Origin of the sequence: Pseudomonas sp. NPDC090233 (assembly GCF_044772285.1) — a bacterium.
Lineage (GTDB): Bacteria > Pseudomonadota > Gammaproteobacteria > Pseudomonadales > Pseudomonadaceae > Aquipseudomonas.
This window is the reverse complement of the sequence record NZ_JBIVYQ010000001.1, coordinates 253,363-270,317: the sequence shown is the minus strand read 5'-3', so window position 1 is coordinate 270,317 and position 16,955 is coordinate 253,363. Positions and strand designations below refer to the sequence as shown.

The window sequence follows — 16,955 nt, the reverse complement described above, 5'->3', positions numbered from 1 at the left end:
GGTCCTTCATTTCCCTGGGGTGGCTGTGAAGCCGAGCAGATCACGCCCGACAAAGCACGGTCAACTCAAACCTCGCAGCGGGTAAAACAGGGTTATGATGCCCCTACGACTCAGCCAGGATGGCCCCCATGCCCTACCCCACACTGCCCCAGACCCTGACCACTGCGCGCACGCGACTGGTCCGCCCTGACCCGGCGATTGCCGAGCAGTTACGCCAAGCCTTGCTCGACAGTTACGCGCTGCACCAACCTTTCCTGGCGTGGGCCAAGCCCGACTGGACGCTGGACGAAGTGCGCGAAAGCCTGCAACTGAGCGCCAGCGAGTTCGTTGATCCCGCTGCCGAAAAGCGCTTTTTCGTGCTGCAGCCGGACAGTGATGCCGTGATTGGTTGCATCGGCCTGCGCCCAGGCAATGATGAATACGAAGTGGGCTATTGGGCCAGCCAGGCGTTCAGCGGCAAGGGCCTGCTGCGTGAGGCATTGACGCATCTGCTCGACACCCTCGCAACGCCGGTTTGGCTGACCACCGATATCGACAACAAGGCCAGCCAGCGCCTGGCCGAGCGTGCCGGCTTCAAGGCGGCCGGCAGCAAACTCACCGAGCTGGACCCGAGCACGCCACGCCCGCTCTACAGACGCGCGGCCGTCTGACCAAACATCCCAGTACCCGTCCCAGCCGTTATATGCCCGCTGCAAACGCCAATGCGATAGTGGAGAAAACAACACGGATAAAAACCCCATGTACAGACACACCTCCACCCCCGCGGACGACAACGGTTGCGGCTGGTTCCACCTCAGCCCCAAGCGCCAGCCACGTGCACCGCACCGGGGGCGGAGCGAAACCCGCTGGGTGGTGCTCGGTGCGGGCTTCACCGGCCTGGCCGCCGCGCGGCAACTGGCGCTGCATCACCCTGACGACGAAGTGATCCTGGTCGAGGCGCAGGAGGTCGGGTTCGGTGCTTCCGGGCGCAATTCCGGTTTTGCCATCGACCTGCCGCACGATATCGGCGCCCCCGATTACATTGGTGACCTGGCCACGGCGCGGATGAACCTCAAGTTGAACCTTCGCGCGCAAACCATCTTGCGTGGGCTGATCAACCAGCATGGCATCGATTGCCAGATCCGCCCCGATGGCAAGTACCAGGCTGCGGTCGAAGACAAGGGCCTGGCGGTGCTCGAAGCCTACCGCAGCGGCCTGGAAAAACTCGGCCAGCCTTACCAGATGATCGACACCCGCGACCTGCCCGAGCATTTTGGCACTTCGTTCTACCGCAAGGCGCTGTACACCCCGGGCACCCAGTTGCTGCAGCCGGCCGCACTGGCCAAGGGCCTGGCCGACAGCCTGCCGGGCAATGTCACGCTGTACGAGCACACCACCATCACCCGCATCGAACAGGGCAAGCGCATCACCCTCAAGCACGCCAACGGTGAGATCGTCGCCGACCAGCTGTTGCTGACCAACAACGCCTTCGCTTCGTACTTCGGCTTCCTCCCTGGCCGGCTGCTGCCGATCTTCACTTACGCCAGCATGACCCGCCCGCTGAGCGAAGAGGAACAGGCCCGCCTGGGTGGCAAGGCGGCCTGGGGCATCATCCCCGCCGACCCGTTCGGCAGCACCCTGCGCCGCACGCCAGACCAGCGCCTGCTGGTGCGCAACAGTTTCAGCTTCAATGCCGACGGCCGTGCCAACCCGCGCCATCTGCAGCGCGCTGGGCGCCAGCACCGCGCGTCGTTCGAGCGGCGCTTCCCGATGCTCGCGGGCCTGCCGTTCGAGTTCACCTGGGGCGGTTCGATGTGCCTGTCACGCAACCACCTCTCGCACTTCGGCACCCTGGCGCCCAATGTACATGCAGCGCTGTGCTGCAATGGCCTGGGCATCACCCGCGGCACCGCCACCGGCACCTTGCTGGCCGACTGGTTGAGCGGTGAGGGTGACGAGCTGATCGATTTTCTGCTCGGCTCCGAGGGGCCGAACCGCAACCCGCCAGAACCGCTGCTGAGCGTGGGCGTCAACCTCAACCTGCACTGGGGCCAGCGCCGCGCCGGCCTGGAAAGCTGACAAGGAGGCATCATGCAAAGCCTGGGTATTCTCGGGGTTGGCGAGCTCACCGAAAAAGTGGTGATTGGCCTGCGCCGTAGCGGTTTTGACGGTGCGATCGTGCTGTCGCCACGCAATGCCGAGCGCGCCGAAGCGCTGGCGGCTGGGCAGCGTTGCGAGGTGCTGGAGAGCAATCAGGCAGTCGTTGACCAAGCTGATCTGGTGATGCTTGGCGTAAGGCCGGAATCACTGGCGCAGCTGGCGAGCGAGGTACAGCTGCGGCCTGGCCAGCGTCTGGTCTCGCTGGCCGCCGGGGTGAGCCTGGAGCAGTTGCGCGCGGCCTTTCCTCACGCCCAGTGCGTGCGCGTGATGCTGTCGTATGCGGCGCAGTACAACCAGTCCACGGTAGTGGTTTGCCCCCCGGATCCGATGACTGAGCAAAGCCTGGGGCCACTGGGCACTGTAGTGGTGCTTGAGGATGAAGCCGCGTTCGAATTGGCTACGGTGGCGGCGTGCATGAATGGCTGGTTCTACTTCCTGTTGCACGATCTGCAGCAATGGCTGACCGACAAGGGCCTTCCGGCTGCCGAGGCGCGAGCTCTGGTACTGGGCAATTTGCAGGATTGTGTGGCCAGTGCGCAGCAGCAGCCGGAGTACACGTTGAAAGCGCTGGGACAGGCGATTGCCACTCCGGGTACGTTTACCGCCGATGGGTTAGCGGTGCTCAATCATCAGCCGGTGGGTGCCAGTTGGGGCGCGGCGTGCGAGGTGGTGCTGGATGCGTTGTTGAACCGGTCGCGGTAGTGCCAGCCGCAATATTTTTGGCGCCCATGAGATCGAGCGCCGCCCGCGCGGCGCATCGCGGATGAATCCGCTCCTACGGTTTGTTCGGCAGCGTCAGCCGAAAAATCCCGTCGTGCCAACAAGGCTGGCAACTATGGCCTATCAGGCCATGGCACGTTGCAATAAATGTAGGAGCGGCTTCAGCCGCGATGCGCCGCGCGGGCGGCGCTCGATCTCATAGGCGCTGAAGTCTTTGCGGCGAGCCTCTAAATAGCCTACAACTGCCGATACACCCGAGCAGTATCCTCCTCAAAATGCTTCAACTCCTCCTGCCGCCGTGCCTCCGACCACCCCATCACCGCCGCCGCCCGATATGACAACTGCTCCACCCGCTCGCGCCCCAGGTCCGGGTCCAACCCCCACGGCAAGCGCCGGCGCACCAGGTCCACCAGCCGCACCACATGCTCCCGCGCGATGATCCGGGCAATGTCATCACCCTCGATAGCTTCGCGCTCGATCATGCCTTTCGGCCCTTGGCCACGCTTGCCCAGCCGCGCTTCCACGCCACGGGCGATCACCCGCGCCGCGTGACGGTGCAGCATGATGGTCGAGCCCGTCAGGGTCAGCAGGCCCGGCTTGCCGGCTGCCTCGCTCAACCGCACTGGCAGGTGGCTGTTGCGCCCGTCCAGGGTCGAGGTCGGGCGTACGCCGCACCAACAGTGCTGCACATCGGCACGGGTCAGGCGCAGGTCGGGGAACAGCTGGTTGGCCTCGGCAAGGATATAGTCGATCTCGCCATCCTCCACTCGCACGGTGTCCGGATCGTCAGTGAAGTGCGACTCGGTCGGGCCGATGAAGTGGAATTCGCGCCAGGGGAAGACGTAGTACGGCTCACCCTTGCTGGAAAACGCCTCCAGGCCTTGACCACGGTAGGCTTCGGGCAGGCGCACCATCACGTTGACGCCCTTGATGCCGAGTACTCGCGGCCCGCTGTCGCCAGCACCGGAAATACGATCGACCCACGGCCCAGCCGCATTGATCACCACCTTCGCCGTGACCTGTGCCTGGCCCTGCGCCTCGGGCGCCTGTTCGTCGAGGGTCAGCTGCCACTGGTCTTGCGCGCGCTGCAACTGGCTGACCCGGGTATAGGTACGCAGCGTGGCGCCGCGCCATTGCGCATCCAGCGCCGTATCGACGCAAATGCGTTCGGGCCAGGCGTACATGTACTCCTCGAACACACCTACCCCACGCAGCGGGCCGCCGAGCCCCGCCGCCAGGGCGCTGTCGCCCGCTGCCTGCTGCGCCGACTGGCGCCGATAGGCCAGCGGCACCTTCCAGCCACCCAGCGCCTCGACTAGGCGAAAGCCCATGTCCACCAGCCATGGCGGGTAGCGGTCAGCTTTGCGGAACGGGTAGTGGAAGCGGTGTTTGCTCAGATGGCCGGGCATCTCCTTGACCAGTTCGGCACGGCAACGCATCACCTCGCGGGTGTAGCGCAGGCGCTGCCACATGTCGAACGGGCGCAAGGGGATCTGCCACAACGGGTAGCGCGCCGCCAGGTAGCCCAACCCCGAATAGAGCATGCGGCTGGAGCGTGACGATGTACCGGCACCGATGTCGCCACGGTCCACCAGCAAAGTCCGGAAGTTGCGGGCGGCCAATTGCCGGGCGGCGGCGCAACCGACCGCGCCAGCGCCGATGACCACCACGTCGTAGTGATCGCCGTCGAGGGTTTCCAGGGAGGGGCGGAGCATGCGAAAGGTTCCTTTGTTGTGATTGTTCTGCAGATGGTCGCGCCGCTTCGCTGCCCCGCTCTAGAACGCCCATGACAACTTGCATAAGCCTTCGGCACAGGCGGCCATGGCATCCCATGACCCGTCCCAACCGTTATATGGAGCGGCTCCAGAGCAGTGCAATAGTGCCGCAGCGCCCGTGCGCCAGATAACAACAAGAGGTAAGCCGAATGACCGCTGCAAAACGCTCTGTCGAAGATGCACCGCTAAACGCCTTCCACCGCAAGCTCACCGTTTACTCCGCCGGCGGCCCGTTCCTCGACGGCTACGTGCTGAGCATCATCGGCGTGGCGATGCTGCAAATTACCAACGCCCTGCAACTGTCGGCCTTCTGGGAAGGCCTGATCGCCGCCTCCGCCCTGATCGGCGTGTTCCTGGGTGGTTTTCTCGGTGGCTGGTTCACCGACAAGTACGGGCGCAAGGTGCTTTACCTGGTCGACCTGATCGCCATCGTCGGTTTTTCGGTCGCGCAATTCTGGGTCGAATCGGCCTGGGCACTGTTTGCCTGGCGCTTGCTGATCGGTATCGCGGTGGGCGCCGATTACCCGATCGCCACCTCGCTGCTGGCCGAGTTCCTGCCGCGCAAACAGCGTGGGCCACTGCTCGCCGCAATGGTATTGATGTGGTTCGCCGGTGCCGCCGTGGCTTACCTGGTCGGTGAGCTGTTGCTGCGCGTGGGTGGCGAAGAAGGCTGGCGCTGGGTGCTGGCCAGCGCACTGGTGCCGGGAGCGCTGTTCCTGATTGCCCGCAGCGGCACACCGGAATCGCCGCGCTGGCTGCTGAGCAAGGGCCGGACAGCTGAAGCGGACGCTGTGATCAAGAAGGTCTACGGCCCGGACTACTCCATCGCCGACCTGCCGGAGCCCGCCAATCAGAAACCGGTGTCGGTGTGGTCGCTGTTCCACTCCGGCTACGGCAAGCGCATGGCCTTCGTCACGCTGTTCTGGACCTGCGCCATCGTGCCGCTGTTCGCTATCTATGCATTCGCCCCAAAAGTGCTGCAGGCGCTGAAACTGACCGGCGACTGGGCGGCCTACGGCTCGATCGCCATCACCTTCCTGTTCACCCTCGGCTGCCTGCTGGCGACCAAGCTGATCAACCGCCTGGGCCGGCGCAAAATGCTGATCCACAGCTTCCTCTGGTCGGGCCTGTCGCTGGTGCTGCTCGGCGTGTTCCCCGACGCCTCCCCCACCACTGTGCTGGTGCTGTTCGGCGCCTATGCGGTGCTGATCGGCGGCGCTCAGGTGCTTGAATATGTCTACCCCAACGAGCTGTTCCCAACCGAAATCCGCGCCACGGCCGTCGGCCTGGCCACCTCGCTGTCGCGCATCGGCGCTGCGGTGGGCACCTACCTGGTGCCTATCTCGCTGGCCGCCTATGGCGTTGCCAACACCATGTTCGCCGCTGCGATCATCTCGCTGTTCGGCGCGTTGATTTCCTGGTGGCTGGCGCCGGAAACCAGCCAGCTCGATCTGCAGCAGGCGGCTGCCTTGGGCAACAAGACGCCGGCGCCGTCTACCGAATACAAACCTGTTACCCGCAAAGCCTGAAGGAGCTGATTCATGAGCCAAGTACTGACCGTCGTCCGCAACGCCGCCGCCTCGCCACTGGGTGAGCCGGCCCCCGCTCGCCTGCCGATTGGCGAACCGGTCGCCCTGGCCGCCACTGCCCAGGACCAGACCGATGAGGCCGTGGGCGCCAGCATCGGCGTGTGGGAAAGCAGCCCCGGCACGTTCCGCCGTCACCTGAAGAACCGCGAGTTCAGCCACATCGTCAGCGGCAACTGCACCTTCACCCCCGACGGCGGCGAGCCGGTGGAACTGCGTGCCGGCGATGCGGTGCTGTTCCCGGAAAACTGCGAAGGCGTGTGGGAAATCCGCGAGACCCTGCGCAAGACTTACGTGCTGTTTTGAGGACTGAGCCGATGATCGAACGAATCAACCCCGGCCCACGGGCCAGCCAGATGGTACTGGTGGATGGGCGCATCGAAACTTCGGGGATCGTTGCCCTGGAACCTGGTGATATCGCTTCACAGACCCGCTGCGTGTTAGCTCAACTGGAGCAGTGGCTGGCGCAGATCGGTGCGGGTAAGGGCAACCTCACCCGGATGCAGATCTGGCTGGCCGACATGGGCGAATTTGCGGCGATGAACGCGGTATATGACGCTTGGGTGGGTGACCAGCCACCAGTGCGGGCGTGTGTGGGGGCTGCATTGGCCGCAGCGGAATATCGCATCGAGATTCAGGCGTTCGGGCAACTAGGCTGATGGGTAGTAAATAAGTACCTCGCATTCACGACACGCGCCACTAGCATCCTCACCTCCCTTATGGCCATTCACTGGAGTTGGCGATGACGTTGGCTTATAAAATTGGCAAGTGCACTGTCTTGTACGAAAAAAAACCGGGCAGTCACGATGTCGTGTTTCATGAAGACTTTCTGGGTTTGGGCCTCGCCGCCTTTGAAACCCATGGCACGTCATCCGGCCAACTGATGAACAGCAAAGGTCAGTACAAGAGCGCGATGGAGGTCGCGCTCCACGACATCGCGCCTCGCCTGAAGCTTGCGAACTATCCACCTGGCATGGAATTCATCCTCCTCGCTTGCGAGGGTGGCTCATCAGGCGCAGCGCAGAAGGTGGCAAAGGCCCTCAACCGTCCCGTCGAGGGATTTGACAAAGTCATTTCCGTGCAGCACCCAAGCTTGATGCAGTTGACCAAGTTCAGCCAACTCCATGAAGACACCAACATACCCACGCACAAGATTGGCCTCTGGGAGAGGATGAAAGGTGTCAAAGGGCCGTTCAGCGACAGTAAAAAAATAGATTACGCCACCTCCAGGACCTATTTCCCTTAGCGAATTCCTTAGGATCCCGCTGTACGGGTTACCCAGCGTCACTACAAGTCCGGGTCAAGGCCCACTTTGTCCCCATGCCAGTCAAAGCGCTCCACCTCATGCCGCCGCTTCCTGAAGTTGTAGGGCGTCTCGCCATACTGCTTGCGGAACCACAAGATGAAGTGCGACGCGTCGGAAAATCCGCACGCCAGGGCAATGGTGGTGATGTTCTGGCTGGTGTTCACCAATAGCCTGCGCGCATGGTCCAGGCGCAGCTTGCGCCAGTAGTTGGCTGGAGGCTCCTGGGTATTGGCGACGAACTCACGGTGCAGCTGGCGTGGGTGAGTGCCCACCGCCTCGGCCACTGCCTTGAGGGTCATGGAGGCGTCGAGGTTGGCGCGCATGAAGGCGATCGCCCGCTGCACCCGGTCGTTCTGGTACACGCTGTCGCTGGCGGCCTGCTGGCCCTCGGCTTCGGCGCGTTCTTCCACCAGCAGGTACTCCAGGCCTTTCTGCGCCCGCACCGCGCCGCAGTGGCGGCGGATCAGGTTGGCGGCCAGGTCGATGGCCGTGCCGCCCGGGCAGGTGATGATGCCGCGGTCATCCACGTAGCTCTTGTCGATGACCATGGTCGACTGCGGGAAGCGCTCGCGAAACTCGTCGCGCAAGGTGAAGTGCACCGCACAGCGCCGGCCGTCGAGCAGGCCGGCCTTGCCGAGCACGAACGAGCCTGAACACAAGGCGATGATCGGGATGTTGGCGGCATGCACATCCCGCAGCGCATCGAGCAGCCAGTCCGGCGGGTTGCGGGTTTCGCCCAACAGGCCGCCCGCCAGCACGATGTAGTCGTATTGAGCGAACAGGTTGAGCGGTGTGGTCGGCGAAATCGGCATGCCGCAGCTGGCGCTGATCGGTTGGTCGTCGAGGGTCATCCAGTCCCACTGGCAGTAGACCTGCTGGCTGCGGAACGACTTGTCGGCGGCAAAGCGCAGCGAGTCGACCAGCCCGGCCACCGGCACCAGGGTGAACTGGTTCATCAGCACGAAGCCGACACGCAGTTCGGGCTTGACCTGGGGCGGTAACTGGCGCGCTTGCGGCTGTTGTAATTGTTGTTGGGCAACCATGGACGTCGGCCTCATGACCTGCTGAATAGCGCCATTGTAGGGGGTGCCCGGCGTCCGGCATATCATATGCGGCACGACAAATAGTAAATCCATGACAAAAGGCGTGGCCGTTCTATCAATTGTCATGACTGTAATATCGGCCCCCAGCCAGCGCTGAGCATCATGTAGACACAAAACAACATGCTCAGAGGCACCCCTCATGTACCGTGGATTCTGGTATGCCCAGGCGCTGGACCTGGACAGCGACCTGGCCCCTGCCCTGCAGGACTCGATTCAAGCCGACGTGTGCATCGTCGGCGGTGGCTTCCTTGGCCTGTGGTCGGCCATCCGCCTGAAACAGGCGCACCCGGAAATGACCATCGTCATCGTCGAGCGTGACCGCTGTGGCTCCGGGGCCAGCGGCCGCAACGGCGGCGTGGCCACCAACTGGTGGGGCAAGTACTTGTCGGTGCGCACCATCTGTGGTGACGTTGAGGCGCGGCGCATCTGCGAGGCCGCCGAGTCGGCCATCGATGAGATCGGCAGCTTCTGCCAGGAGCACGGCATCGATGCGCAATACCGCAAGGATGGCTGGCTATGGACGGCCACCAACCAGCGGCAGATGAACTCTTGGCGCGTGCTCACCGACGGGCTGCAGAAGCTCGACGTCAACCCGTTTCAGGAACTGGACCGCCAGACCATCCGCGGTCGCGTCGGCTCGCCACTGGTGTTGGGCGGTATTTTCGACCCTAACGCCGCCACGGTGCAGCCAGCCATGCTGGCCCGCGGCCTTCGTCGAGTGGCGCTGAAACTGGGCGTGCAGATTTTCGAAAAGTCGCCCTTTACCCACTTGGAGCGCGGCAAGCATCCGGTGGTGCACACCGCCAAAGGCCACGTGAAGGCCAACCATGTGGTGCTGGCGCTGAACGCTTGGGGCGCTCAGTTCCCCGAGTTGCGCCGGATGATCGCCATCATGTCCAGCGACATGGTCGCCACAGCGCCGGTCAAAGCCAAGCTCGACGCCATCGGCTTCAGCGGCGGCGAATGCATGACCGACTCGCGCACCGTGCTCAACTACTGGCGCAACACCCCGGATGGCCGGGTGGTGTTCGGCAAGCCGCTGGGGCAGTTCGCCTACGCCGGGCGCATCGGCAACCTGTATGAAAAACCCTCGCCGGCTGCCGACAAAGTCGCCGCCGAGCTGCGCCGCCTGTACCCGCAGCTGCAGGACGTGCCGGTGGTTAGCAGCTGGACGGGGCCGATCGACCGGGCCATGAAAGGTTTGCCGAACTTTGGCTACCTCGACCAGCATCAGACGGTCAGCTACGGCATCGGCTTCTCGGGCAATGGCGTGGCCACCACGGTATTCGCCAGCCGCATCATCAAGTCCCTGGCCACCCATGCCAACGACGAGTGGGCCAACTGCGGCCTGGTCAACCAGAAGATGAAACTGCTGCCCCCTGAGCCGTTCCGCTTCTTCGGGGCGCACCTGGTGCGCGATGCCCTGGTGCGCAAGGAATCGCTCGAAGACCACGACCAGAACGCCGGTTTCATCACCCGCCAGCTGGTCGGCATGGCGCCCGCCGGTTACGTCCCGGCCCAGAAAAAATAAGGACGACAGCGTGAGCGAACAGATCGTATTCCTCGACGACGAAGGCCTCGCCCCTTCCACCCGGCTCAAACGCCCTGACTGCCAACACAGCTGGCAGCAGTTCGCCTATACCCACCCCGACCAGGTGCTGGAACACCTGAAGGACGCCACCGTGGCGTTGACCTGCAGCGTGCCGCTGCGCGAAGAGCACCTGCGCCAGTTGCCGCGCCTGAAGATGATCTCGCTGGCCTTGACCGGCCGCGACATCGTCGACGTCGACTACTGCGACGCGCACGGCATCGAAGTCGCCAGCGTGCCGGGCTATGCCGCCAACACCGTGGCCGAGCACAGCCTGGCGATGATCCTCGAACTGTTCCGCCGCCCGGCCGCCTTCACCCGGCTGATGCGCCAGGTGCATGCCGGCCAGGCCGAGTACAAGAACATCTACTTCGACCACCGCATCCGCGACGTGCGCGGCAAGCAACTGGCGATCATCGGCAGCGGCCCGATTGCCCTGCGCCTGGCGGAACTCGCGCGCGCCTTCGGCATGCAGGTGTGGTTCGAAGACCGCGGCGGCAAGCGCCGCGGCGCCGACTGCAGGCCGCTGAGCGAGTTGCTGCGCAGCTGCGACGTGCTGTCGATCAACTGCCCGCTGACGCCGCACACCCACAACCTGATCGACGCCGCGCAACTGGCGCTGATGAAGCCCGACGCGCTGGTGATCAACACCGGCCGTGGCGGCATCGTCAATGAAGCAGCGCTGATCGACGCCCTGAGCAACGGCCGCCTCGGCGGTGTGGCGCTGGATGTGGTCGAACACGAGCCGCTGCACCCGAGCAACCCTTTGTTCCAGCTGATCGATCGCGACGACTTCCTGCTCAACCCACACATCGCCTGGAGCAGCGAGGACGCGATGCAACAGCTGATGGACAGCGCCGTGGACAACATCACCGATTTCGTCGCCCGCCAGGGTGCCCAGCAAAGGATTCGTAGCGCATGACCCTCGTGACCAAAAACAGTTACGTCGACGGTGCATTCGTCGCCCTGAACAACAGCAGCGATGTACTGGAAAACCGTAACCCGTCCAACCCGGCACAGGTGGTCGAGCGCTTCGAGCGCGCCGACCAGGCCCTGACCGAACGCGCCATTGCCGCCGCTCGCCGGGCGCAGCCGGCGTGGGCGCGCAGCAACCCGCAGCAGCGTGCAGACGCCCTGGACTTCATCGGCAGCGAAATCCTCGCCCGCCGCCAGGAACTGGCCACCCTGCTGGCCCGCGAAGAAGGCAAGATCGTTCGCGAAGCCTTGGGGGAAGTGGACCGCGCTGGTCGCTCGTTCAAGTTCTATGCCCAGGAAGCGCTGCGTGCGGAGGGCGAAAAGTACCAGTCGGTGCGCCAGGACGTCGGCATCGACGTGTTCACCCAGCCACTGGGCGTGGTCGGCATCATCGCGCCGTGGAACTTCCCAATCGCCATCCCGGCATGGAAGATCGCTCCGGCGCTGTGCTTCGGCAACTGCGTGGTGTTCAAACCAGCCGAACTGGTGCCCTCCTCGGCCTGGGCGCTGGCCGAGATCATCTCGCGCGCCGGTTTGCCTGCCGGCGTGTTCAACCTGCTGATCGGGCCGGGGCGCAGTGTCGGCGATACCCTCATCCGCTCGCCGCTGGTCGATGGCATCAGCTTCACCGGCTCGGAAAACACTGGCCGGCAGATTGCCAGGCTGGCGGCTGAAGGCATGAAGAAAGTGCAGCTGGAGATGGGCGGCAAGAATCCGCTCATCGTCCTCGACGACGCCGACCTGGAACAGGCGGTGGACGTGGCACTCAATGGCTCGTTCTTCAGCACCGGCCAACGCTGCACGGCCAGTTCGCGGGTGATCGTCACCGAAGGCATCCACGACGCCTTCGTCGCGCGCCTGGCTGAACGCACCCGCGCGTTGAAGGTAGGCGATGCCTTGCAGGCCAGCACCGACATCGGCCCGGTGGTCGACAGCCGGCAGCTGGATCAGAACCTGTCGTACGTGGCCAGTGGGCGTGAACAGGGGGCAACACTGGTGTGTGGAGGCGAGCGCATCGAAGATGAACTGGGTGGGTACTTCTTCACCCCAGCGCTGTTCACTGAGGTGACCCCCGACATGCGCATCTACCGCGAAGAGATCTTCGGGCCGGTGCTCAGTGTGCTCAAGGTGCGCGACTACGAGCAGGCCTTCGCCGCCGCCGAGGACACCGCGTTCGGCCTGTCTGCCGGCATCGTCACCACCTCGCTGCGCCACGCCGAGCACTTCAAGCGCAACAGCTCGGCGGGGATGGTGATGGTCAACCTGCCGACCGCCGGGGTGGACTATCACGTGCCGTTTGGCGGCAATGGCGCGTCGAGCCTCGGCTCGCGTGAGCAAGGCACGCATGCGCGGCAGTTCTTCACCCGGGTGAAGACCACGTACCAGTTGGCTTGATCACTCCCAAGGGAACTACCACCCCGCGGGCACCCTCTTAAACACTGAGTGGTAATTCCCTTGGGCTTCACGCTACTGGAGATCACGATATGCGCCACCTATTCCTCGCCCCTGCGCTGCTGCTCCTGCTGCCTGCCGGTGCTGCCCTGGCCCGCGTCGATGCGGGCGACGTCGCCACCTCGGCGGGTGTCTCCGCCTCGCTGTATTCGACCTTCAAGGATGACAAACGGATCATCCCCGCCCGTGACGAGCTATCAGCGTTCGTCGCCAGCGGCGGTGCGATTCGTGGCGCCTATGTGGAGTCGGCGCTGGAACAGGCTCGTAAGGACAACCCTGGCCTGCAGGCCAGTGATGAAGAGCTGGCCCGGGCGATACTGTCCCAGGATGACCCAGTGGCCCACCATTGATGCCCGTTGTGGCCCTTGGCGCGGGCCTGCCTACGCCAAGGGCTGCACTGAAACTGCAGGGTTACGTCTGAAGGACTAGGCTCAACGGTTCACCCCTACAAGGAAGAACCAATGCCTTTGCCCCGCCCTCCCCACGCCATTGCCCTGGCGCTATTGATCGCCTGTACCCACGCAACCGCCGCCGAACCCTCTCCTCAGGACCTGCTCAAACAGGCCCAGGGCGAACAAACGGCGTACCTTGAAACCCTCAAGACCTTGGTGTCCGTCGATACCGGCACCGGAACCGAACCTGGCCTGACCCAGGTCAGCGCCGAGCTGGTCAAACGCCTGAAGGCGCTGGGTGCCGAGGTCCAGACCCATCCCGCCAAACCGTCCGTGGGCGACAACATCGTAGGCACGTTCAAGGGTACCGGCAGCAAGGATTTCCTGCTGATGGTGCACTACGACACGGTGTTCGTGCCCGGCATCGTGGCCAAGCGCCCATTCCGTGTCGATGGCCCGCGCGCCTATGGTCCGGGCGTGGCCGATGCCAAGGGTGGCGTGGCGATGATCCTGCATGCGCTCAAGCTGCTGCAGGAACAGGAGTTCAAGGGGTACCGGACGCTCACCGTACTGTTCAACCCGGACGAGGAAATGGGATCGGCTGGCTCGAAGCAGATCATCGCCGAACTGGCCCGCCAGCATGACTACGTGTTCTCCTACGAACCACCGGATAAGGACGCCGTGACGGTCGCCACCAACGGCATCAACCGCCTGAAGCTGGAGGTCAAGGGCCGTGCCTCGCACGCGGGTTCTGCGCCAGAGCAAGGGCGCAATGCACTGACCGAACTGGCCCATCAGTTGCTCCAGCTCAACGAACTGGGCGATGCCAGCAAGGGCACCACGGTGAACTGGACCCTGGCCAAGGCGGGTGAGAAAGCCAATATCATCCCGGCCCTGGCCACGGCCGAAGCGGACATGCGTTATTCAGACTTGGGCGAGACCGACCGGGTGCAGGCCGATGCCCTGCGCATCGTGAAGAAGCAGTTGGTGGCCGATACCCAAGCCACTGTCACGCTCGAAAAAGGCCGGCCACCACTGGCACGCAACGAGGCTTCGGCGAACTTGGCGCAGACCGCGCAGCAGCTGTATGGCGAGGTTGGCCAAAAGATCGAACCGATTGCCATGCGGTTTGGTACAGATGCCGGCTATGCCTATGTGCCAGGGAGCGAAAAGCCGGCGGTGCTGGAGACCTTGGGGGTGGTTGGGGCTGGTTTGCATGGGGATGATGAATACATCGAGCTGAGCAGTGTGGCGCCTCGACTGTATCTGACCGTCGCGATGATCAGGCATCTGGCTAAGTGATATAGCTCCGGTACGAGCAACCCCATAACAACAAAAATTGCCGTTGAGTGAGCCTGATGAACATTCTCTATGACGAACGGGTCGATGGCGCGCTGCCTGCGGTGGACCAGCGCGCCCTGCTGCAGGCCTTGCGCGACGCACTGCCCGACCTCGAAATCCTGCACCGCGCCGAAGACCTCAAACCCTACGAATGTGACGGCCTCTCGGCCTACCGCACAGTGCCGCTACTGGTGGTACTGCCCGAGCGTCTGGAGCAGGTGCAGACACTCCTCACCCTCTGCCATCAACGTGGCGTGCCGGTGGTGGCGCGCGGTGCAGGCACCGGGCTGTCGGGCGGCGCACTGCCGTTGGCCAAGGGCATCCTGCTGGTGATGGCGCGGTTCAACCGCATTCTCGAAGTCAATCCGCAAAGCCGCTTCGCTCGGGTCCAGCCCGGAGTGCGCAACCTAGCCATTTCCCAGGCCGCTGCGCCTCATGGCCTGTACTACGCCCCCGACCCATCCTCGCAAATCGCCTGCTCCATCGGCGGCAATGTCGCCGAAAATGCCGGGGGCGTGCACTGCCTGAAATACGGGCTGACCGTGCACAACCTGCTCAAGGTCGAAATCCTTACCATCGAAGGCGAGCGCCTGACCCTGGGCAGCGATGCCCTCGACAGCCCAGGGTTCGACCTGCTGGCCCTGTTCACCGGTTCCGAAGGCATGCTCGGCATCGTCACCGAAGTCACCGTCAAGCTGCTCCCCAAGCCCCAGGTGGCGCGGGTGCTTCTGGCCAGTTTCGACAGCGTCGAGGACGCCGGCAGAGCCGTGGCTGAAATCATCGCCGCCGGCATCATCCCCGGTGGCCTGGAGATGATGGACAACCCGGCGATCCGCGCCGCCGAAGACTTCATTCACGCGGGTTACCCGGTGGACGCCGCGGCGATCCTGCTGTGTGAGCTGGATGGCGTCGAGGCCGATGTGCAGGACGACTGCGAGCGGGTGGCGGCCGTGTTGCAGCACGCCGGCGCGCGTGAAGTGCGCCTGGCCTGCGACGAGGCCGAGCGCGTGCGTTTCTGGGCCGGGCGCAAGAACGCCTTCCCAGCCGTTGGGCGCATTTCACCGGACTATTACTGCATGGACGGCACCATCCCGCGCCGCGAGCTGCCGCGCGTGCTCAAGGGCATCAGCGCGCTGTCCGAGGAATACGGCCTGCGTGTCGCCAACGTATTCCATGCCGGCGACGGCAACATGCACCCGCTGATCCTGTTCGACGCCAACCTGCCCGGTGAACTGGAGCGCGCCGAAGCGATCGGCGGGCGCATCCTCGAACTGTGTGTGGCGGTGGGCGGCAGCATCACCGGCGAGCACGGTGTCGGCCGGGAGAAGATCAACCATATGTGCGCGCAGTTCAACAGCGACGAAATTACCCTGTTCCATGCGGTCAAGGCAGCGTTCGACCCACAAGGGTTGCTCAACCCCGGCAAGAACATTCCCACCCTGCACCGCTGCGCCGAGTTCGGCGCCCTGCATGTGCTCCACGGGCAGCTGCCCTTCCCCGACCTGGAGCGCTTTTGATGAGCAAGGACCGCGACGCCAGCCAGGACCTGCTGGAGCAAGTCAATCAGGCCTTGAATTTGAACATCCCGCTAAGCATCCGGGGAGGCAACAGCAAGGCCATGCTCGGCCGCCCGGTAGCGGGAGAAGTCGTCGATACCCGCAGCCATCGCGGCATAGTCAGCTACGACCCGACCGAACTGGTGCTCACCGCCCGCGCCGGTACACCGCTGCTGGAAATCGAGGCCGCGTTGTTCGAGGCCGGGCAGATGCTGCCGTGCGAGCCCCCGCACCTTGGCCCCGAAGCCACGCTCGGCGGCATGGTCGCAGCAGGGCTGTCCGGGCCGCGCCGGCCCTGGGCCGGGTCGGTGCGCGACTATGTGCTGGGGACTCGGGTCATTACGGGCCAAGGCAAGCTGCTGCGCTTTGGTGGCGAAGTGATGAAGAACGTTGCCGGCTACGACGTGTCGCGGCTGATGGCCGGCAGCTTCGGCTGCCTGGGGGTGCTCACCGAGGTATCGCTGAAAGTGCTGCCTCGTCCACGTGAATCTTTAAGCCTGCGCCTGCCGATGGACCGCAACCAGGCGCTGGCCGAACTGGCCGAATGGGGTCAACAGCCGCTTCCTATCAGCGCTGCGTGCCATGATGGCGATGCTCTCTATCTACGCCTGGAAGGCGGTGAAGGCTCGGTACAGTCGGCCCGCCAGCGCCTGGGCGGCGAGCTGCTGGACAACCCTTTCTGGAGCGACCTGCGCGAGCAGCGCCTGGCCTTCTTCGAGGGGCCTGAACCGCTGTGGCGAGTGTCTGTGCCAATTGCGGCCGGCGAACTCGACCTGCCAGGCCGCCAACTCATCGACTGGGGCGGCGCCCAGCGCTGGCTGAAGTCGACCGCCCCCGCACGGCAGATCCGCGAGCAGGCGTCCAAGGCTGGCGGCCATGTCACCGGATATGCCCTGGGCGATGACAGTACCGCCCCGCTGCCCGCCGCGCTGATGCGCTACCACCGCGCCCTCAAGCAGCAACTCGACCCCCAGGGTGTGTTCAACCCTGGCCGCCTGTACCCGGACCTTTGAGGCCACGCC

General features: G+C 64.3%; 16 protein-coding genes. 14 read left to right on the top strand and 2 right to left on the bottom strand.

The window, feature by feature from the left end; translation table 11 throughout:
* The first annotated feature begins 128 nt into the window (after positions 1-128).
* From ACIQUF_RS01485 to ACIQUF_RS01475, 3 genes are all read left to right on the top strand, one after another.
* Positions 129-650, top strand: a complete 522-nt coding sequence (locus ACIQUF_RS01485) for a GNAT family N-acetyltransferase (protein ID WP_403127285.1) — start codon at positions 129-131, stop codon at positions 648-650.
* Positions 651-738: 88 nt separating this feature from the next.
* A complete protein-coding gene (locus tag ACIQUF_RS01480; protein ID WP_403127283.1) occupies positions 739-2,058 on the top strand; it encodes an NAD(P)/FAD-dependent oxidoreductase in 1,320 nt (439 codons plus the stop codon).
* A 12-nt stretch (positions 2,059-2,070) separates the two neighbouring features.
* Entirely contained in the window at positions 2,071-2,841 is a 771-nt protein-coding gene (locus tag ACIQUF_RS01475; RefSeq protein WP_403127280.1) for an NAD(P)-binding domain-containing protein, read from the top strand.
* Between the two features lie 254 nt (positions 2,842-3,095).
* Here the strand turns inward: ACIQUF_RS01475 and ACIQUF_RS01470 are convergent, their stop codons facing one another.
* On the bottom strand, positions 3,096-4,574 hold the full coding sequence (locus ACIQUF_RS01470; RefSeq protein WP_403127277.1) for an FAD-dependent oxidoreductase: 1,479 nt from the start codon (positions 4,572-4,574) through the stop codon (positions 3,096-3,098).
* Positions 4,575-4,783: 209 nt separating this feature from the next.
* Between ACIQUF_RS01470 and ACIQUF_RS01465 the strand changes: the two genes are divergently transcribed.
* The 4 genes from ACIQUF_RS01465 to ACIQUF_RS01450 all read left to right on the top strand — a co-directional run bounded on the left by ACIQUF_RS01465 (position 4,784) and on the right by ACIQUF_RS01450 (position 7,466).
* Complete coding sequence (locus ACIQUF_RS01465) at positions 4,784-6,163, top strand: MFS transporter (RefSeq protein ID WP_403127274.1); 1,380 nt, start codon at positions 4,784-4,786, stop codon at positions 6,161-6,163.
* A gap of 12 nt (positions 6,164-6,175) precedes the next feature.
* A complete protein-coding gene (locus tag ACIQUF_RS01460) occupies positions 6,176-6,526 on the top strand; it encodes a cupin domain-containing protein (RefSeq protein ID WP_403127271.1) in 351 nt (116 codons plus the stop codon).
* A gap of 11 nt (positions 6,527-6,537) precedes the next feature.
* Positions 6,538-6,879 carry a RidA family protein gene (locus ACIQUF_RS01455; RefSeq protein WP_403127268.1) on the top strand — a complete coding sequence of 114 codons (342 nt, stop codon included), beginning with the start codon at positions 6,538-6,540 and terminating at the stop codon, positions 6,877-6,879.
* Between the two features lie 83 nt (positions 6,880-6,962).
* Positions 6,963-7,466, top strand: a complete 504-nt coding sequence (locus tag ACIQUF_RS01450; RefSeq protein WP_403127265.1) for a hypothetical protein — start codon at positions 6,963-6,965, stop codon at positions 7,464-7,466.
* A 41-nt stretch (positions 7,467-7,507) separates the two neighbouring features.
* On the opposite strand, the gene ACIQUF_RS01445 is transcribed toward ACIQUF_RS01450, so the two are convergent.
* The gene (locus ACIQUF_RS01445) at positions 7,508-8,569 is read right to left on the bottom strand and encodes a GlxA family transcriptional regulator (RefSeq protein WP_403127262.1); all 1,062 of its coding nucleotides are present in this window, start codon (positions 8,567-8,569) and stop codon (positions 7,508-7,510) included.
* A 199-nt stretch (positions 8,570-8,768) separates the two neighbouring features.
* Between ACIQUF_RS01445 and ACIQUF_RS01440 the strand changes: the two genes are divergently transcribed.
* The 7 genes from ACIQUF_RS01440 (at position 8,769) to glcE (ending at position 16,946) form a co-directional block, all read left to right on the top strand.
* A complete protein-coding gene (locus tag ACIQUF_RS01440; protein WP_403127259.1) occupies positions 8,769-10,160 on the top strand; it encodes an NAD(P)/FAD-dependent oxidoreductase in 1,392 nt (463 codons plus the stop codon).
* A 10-nt stretch (positions 10,161-10,170) separates the two neighbouring features.
* Complete coding sequence (locus ACIQUF_RS01435; RefSeq protein WP_403127256.1) at positions 10,171-11,139, top strand: NAD(P)-dependent oxidoreductase; 969 nt, start codon at positions 10,171-10,173, stop codon at positions 11,137-11,139.
* Positions 11,136-12,587 (top strand): aldehyde dehydrogenase family protein, encoded by a 1,452-nt coding sequence (locus ACIQUF_RS01430; protein WP_403127253.1) that lies wholly within the window; start codon positions 11,136-11,138, stop codon positions 12,585-12,587. Before ACIQUF_RS01435 ends, ACIQUF_RS01430 begins: the two co-directional genes overlap by 4 nt.
* An 89-nt stretch (positions 12,588-12,676) precedes the next feature.
* Positions 12,677-12,994: a DUF2388 domain-containing protein gene (locus tag ACIQUF_RS01425; protein WP_346613007.1), complete on the top strand. Its 318-nt coding sequence runs from the start codon at positions 12,677-12,679 to the stop codon at positions 12,992-12,994.
* 111 nt (positions 12,995-13,105) lie between these two features.
* Positions 13,106-14,338: a M20/M25/M40 family metallo-hydrolase gene (locus ACIQUF_RS01420; RefSeq protein WP_403127249.1), complete on the top strand. Its 1,233-nt coding sequence runs from the start codon at positions 13,106-13,108 to the stop codon at positions 14,336-14,338.
* 56 nt (positions 14,339-14,394) lie between these two features.
* Positions 14,395-15,894: a glycolate oxidase subunit GlcD gene (gene glcD, locus ACIQUF_RS01415; RefSeq protein ID WP_403127244.1), complete on the top strand. Its 1,500-nt coding sequence runs from the start codon at positions 14,395-14,397 to the stop codon at positions 15,892-15,894.
* Positions 15,894-16,946: a glycolate oxidase subunit GlcE gene (gene glcE / locus ACIQUF_RS01410; protein WP_403127241.1), complete on the top strand. Its 1,053-nt coding sequence runs from the start codon at positions 15,894-15,896 to the stop codon at positions 16,944-16,946. The genes glcD and glcE overlap by 1 nt, the downstream gene beginning before the upstream one ends.
* Positions 16,947-16,955: the final 9 nt, after the last annotated feature.

Bases quoted from the DNA above. Each gene is read 5' to 3' on its own strand.
- ACIQUF_RS01485 (WP_403127285.1), top strand. From the start codon at position 129: ATGCCCTACCCCACACTGCCCCAGACCCTGACCACTGCGCGCACGCGA.
- ACIQUF_RS01480 (WP_403127283.1), top strand. From the start codon at position 739: ATGTACAGACACACCTCCACCCCCGCGGACGACAACGGTTGCGGCTGG.
- ACIQUF_RS01475 (WP_403127280.1), top strand. From the start codon at position 2,071: ATGCAAAGCCTGGGTATTCTCGGGGTTGGCGAGCTCACCGAAAAAGTG.
- ACIQUF_RS01470 (WP_403127277.1), bottom strand. From the start codon at position 4,574: ATGCTCCGCCCCTCCCTGGAAACCCTCGACGGCGATCACTACGACGTG.
- ACIQUF_RS01465 (WP_403127274.1), top strand. From the start codon at position 4,784: ATGACCGCTGCAAAACGCTCTGTCGAAGATGCACCGCTAAACGCCTTC.
- ACIQUF_RS01460 (WP_403127271.1), top strand. From the start codon at position 6,176: ATGAGCCAAGTACTGACCGTCGTCCGCAACGCCGCCGCCTCGCCACTG.
- ACIQUF_RS01455 (WP_403127268.1), top strand. From the start codon at position 6,538: ATGATCGAACGAATCAACCCCGGCCCACGGGCCAGCCAGATGGTACTG.
- ACIQUF_RS01450 (WP_403127265.1), top strand. From the start codon at position 6,963: ATGACGTTGGCTTATAAAATTGGCAAGTGCACTGTCTTGTACGAAAAA.
- ACIQUF_RS01445 (WP_403127262.1), bottom strand. From the start codon at position 8,569: ATGGTTGCCCAACAACAATTACAACAGCCGCAAGCGCGCCAGTTACCG.
- ACIQUF_RS01440 (WP_403127259.1), top strand. From the start codon at position 8,769: ATGTACCGTGGATTCTGGTATGCCCAGGCGCTGGACCTGGACAGCGAC.
- ACIQUF_RS01430 (WP_403127253.1), top strand. From the start codon at position 11,136: ATGACCCTCGTGACCAAAAACAGTTACGTCGACGGTGCATTCGTCGCC.
- ACIQUF_RS01425 (WP_346613007.1), top strand. From the start codon at position 12,677: ATGCGCCACCTATTCCTCGCCCCTGCGCTGCTGCTCCTGCTGCCTGCC.
- ACIQUF_RS01420 (WP_403127249.1), top strand. From the start codon at position 13,106: ATGCCTTTGCCCCGCCCTCCCCACGCCATTGCCCTGGCGCTATTGATC.
- glcD (WP_403127244.1), top strand. From the start codon at position 14,395: ATGAACATTCTCTATGACGAACGGGTCGATGGCGCGCTGCCTGCGGTG.
- glcE (WP_403127241.1), top strand. From the start codon at position 15,894: ATGAGCAAGGACCGCGACGCCAGCCAGGACCTGCTGGAGCAAGTCAAT.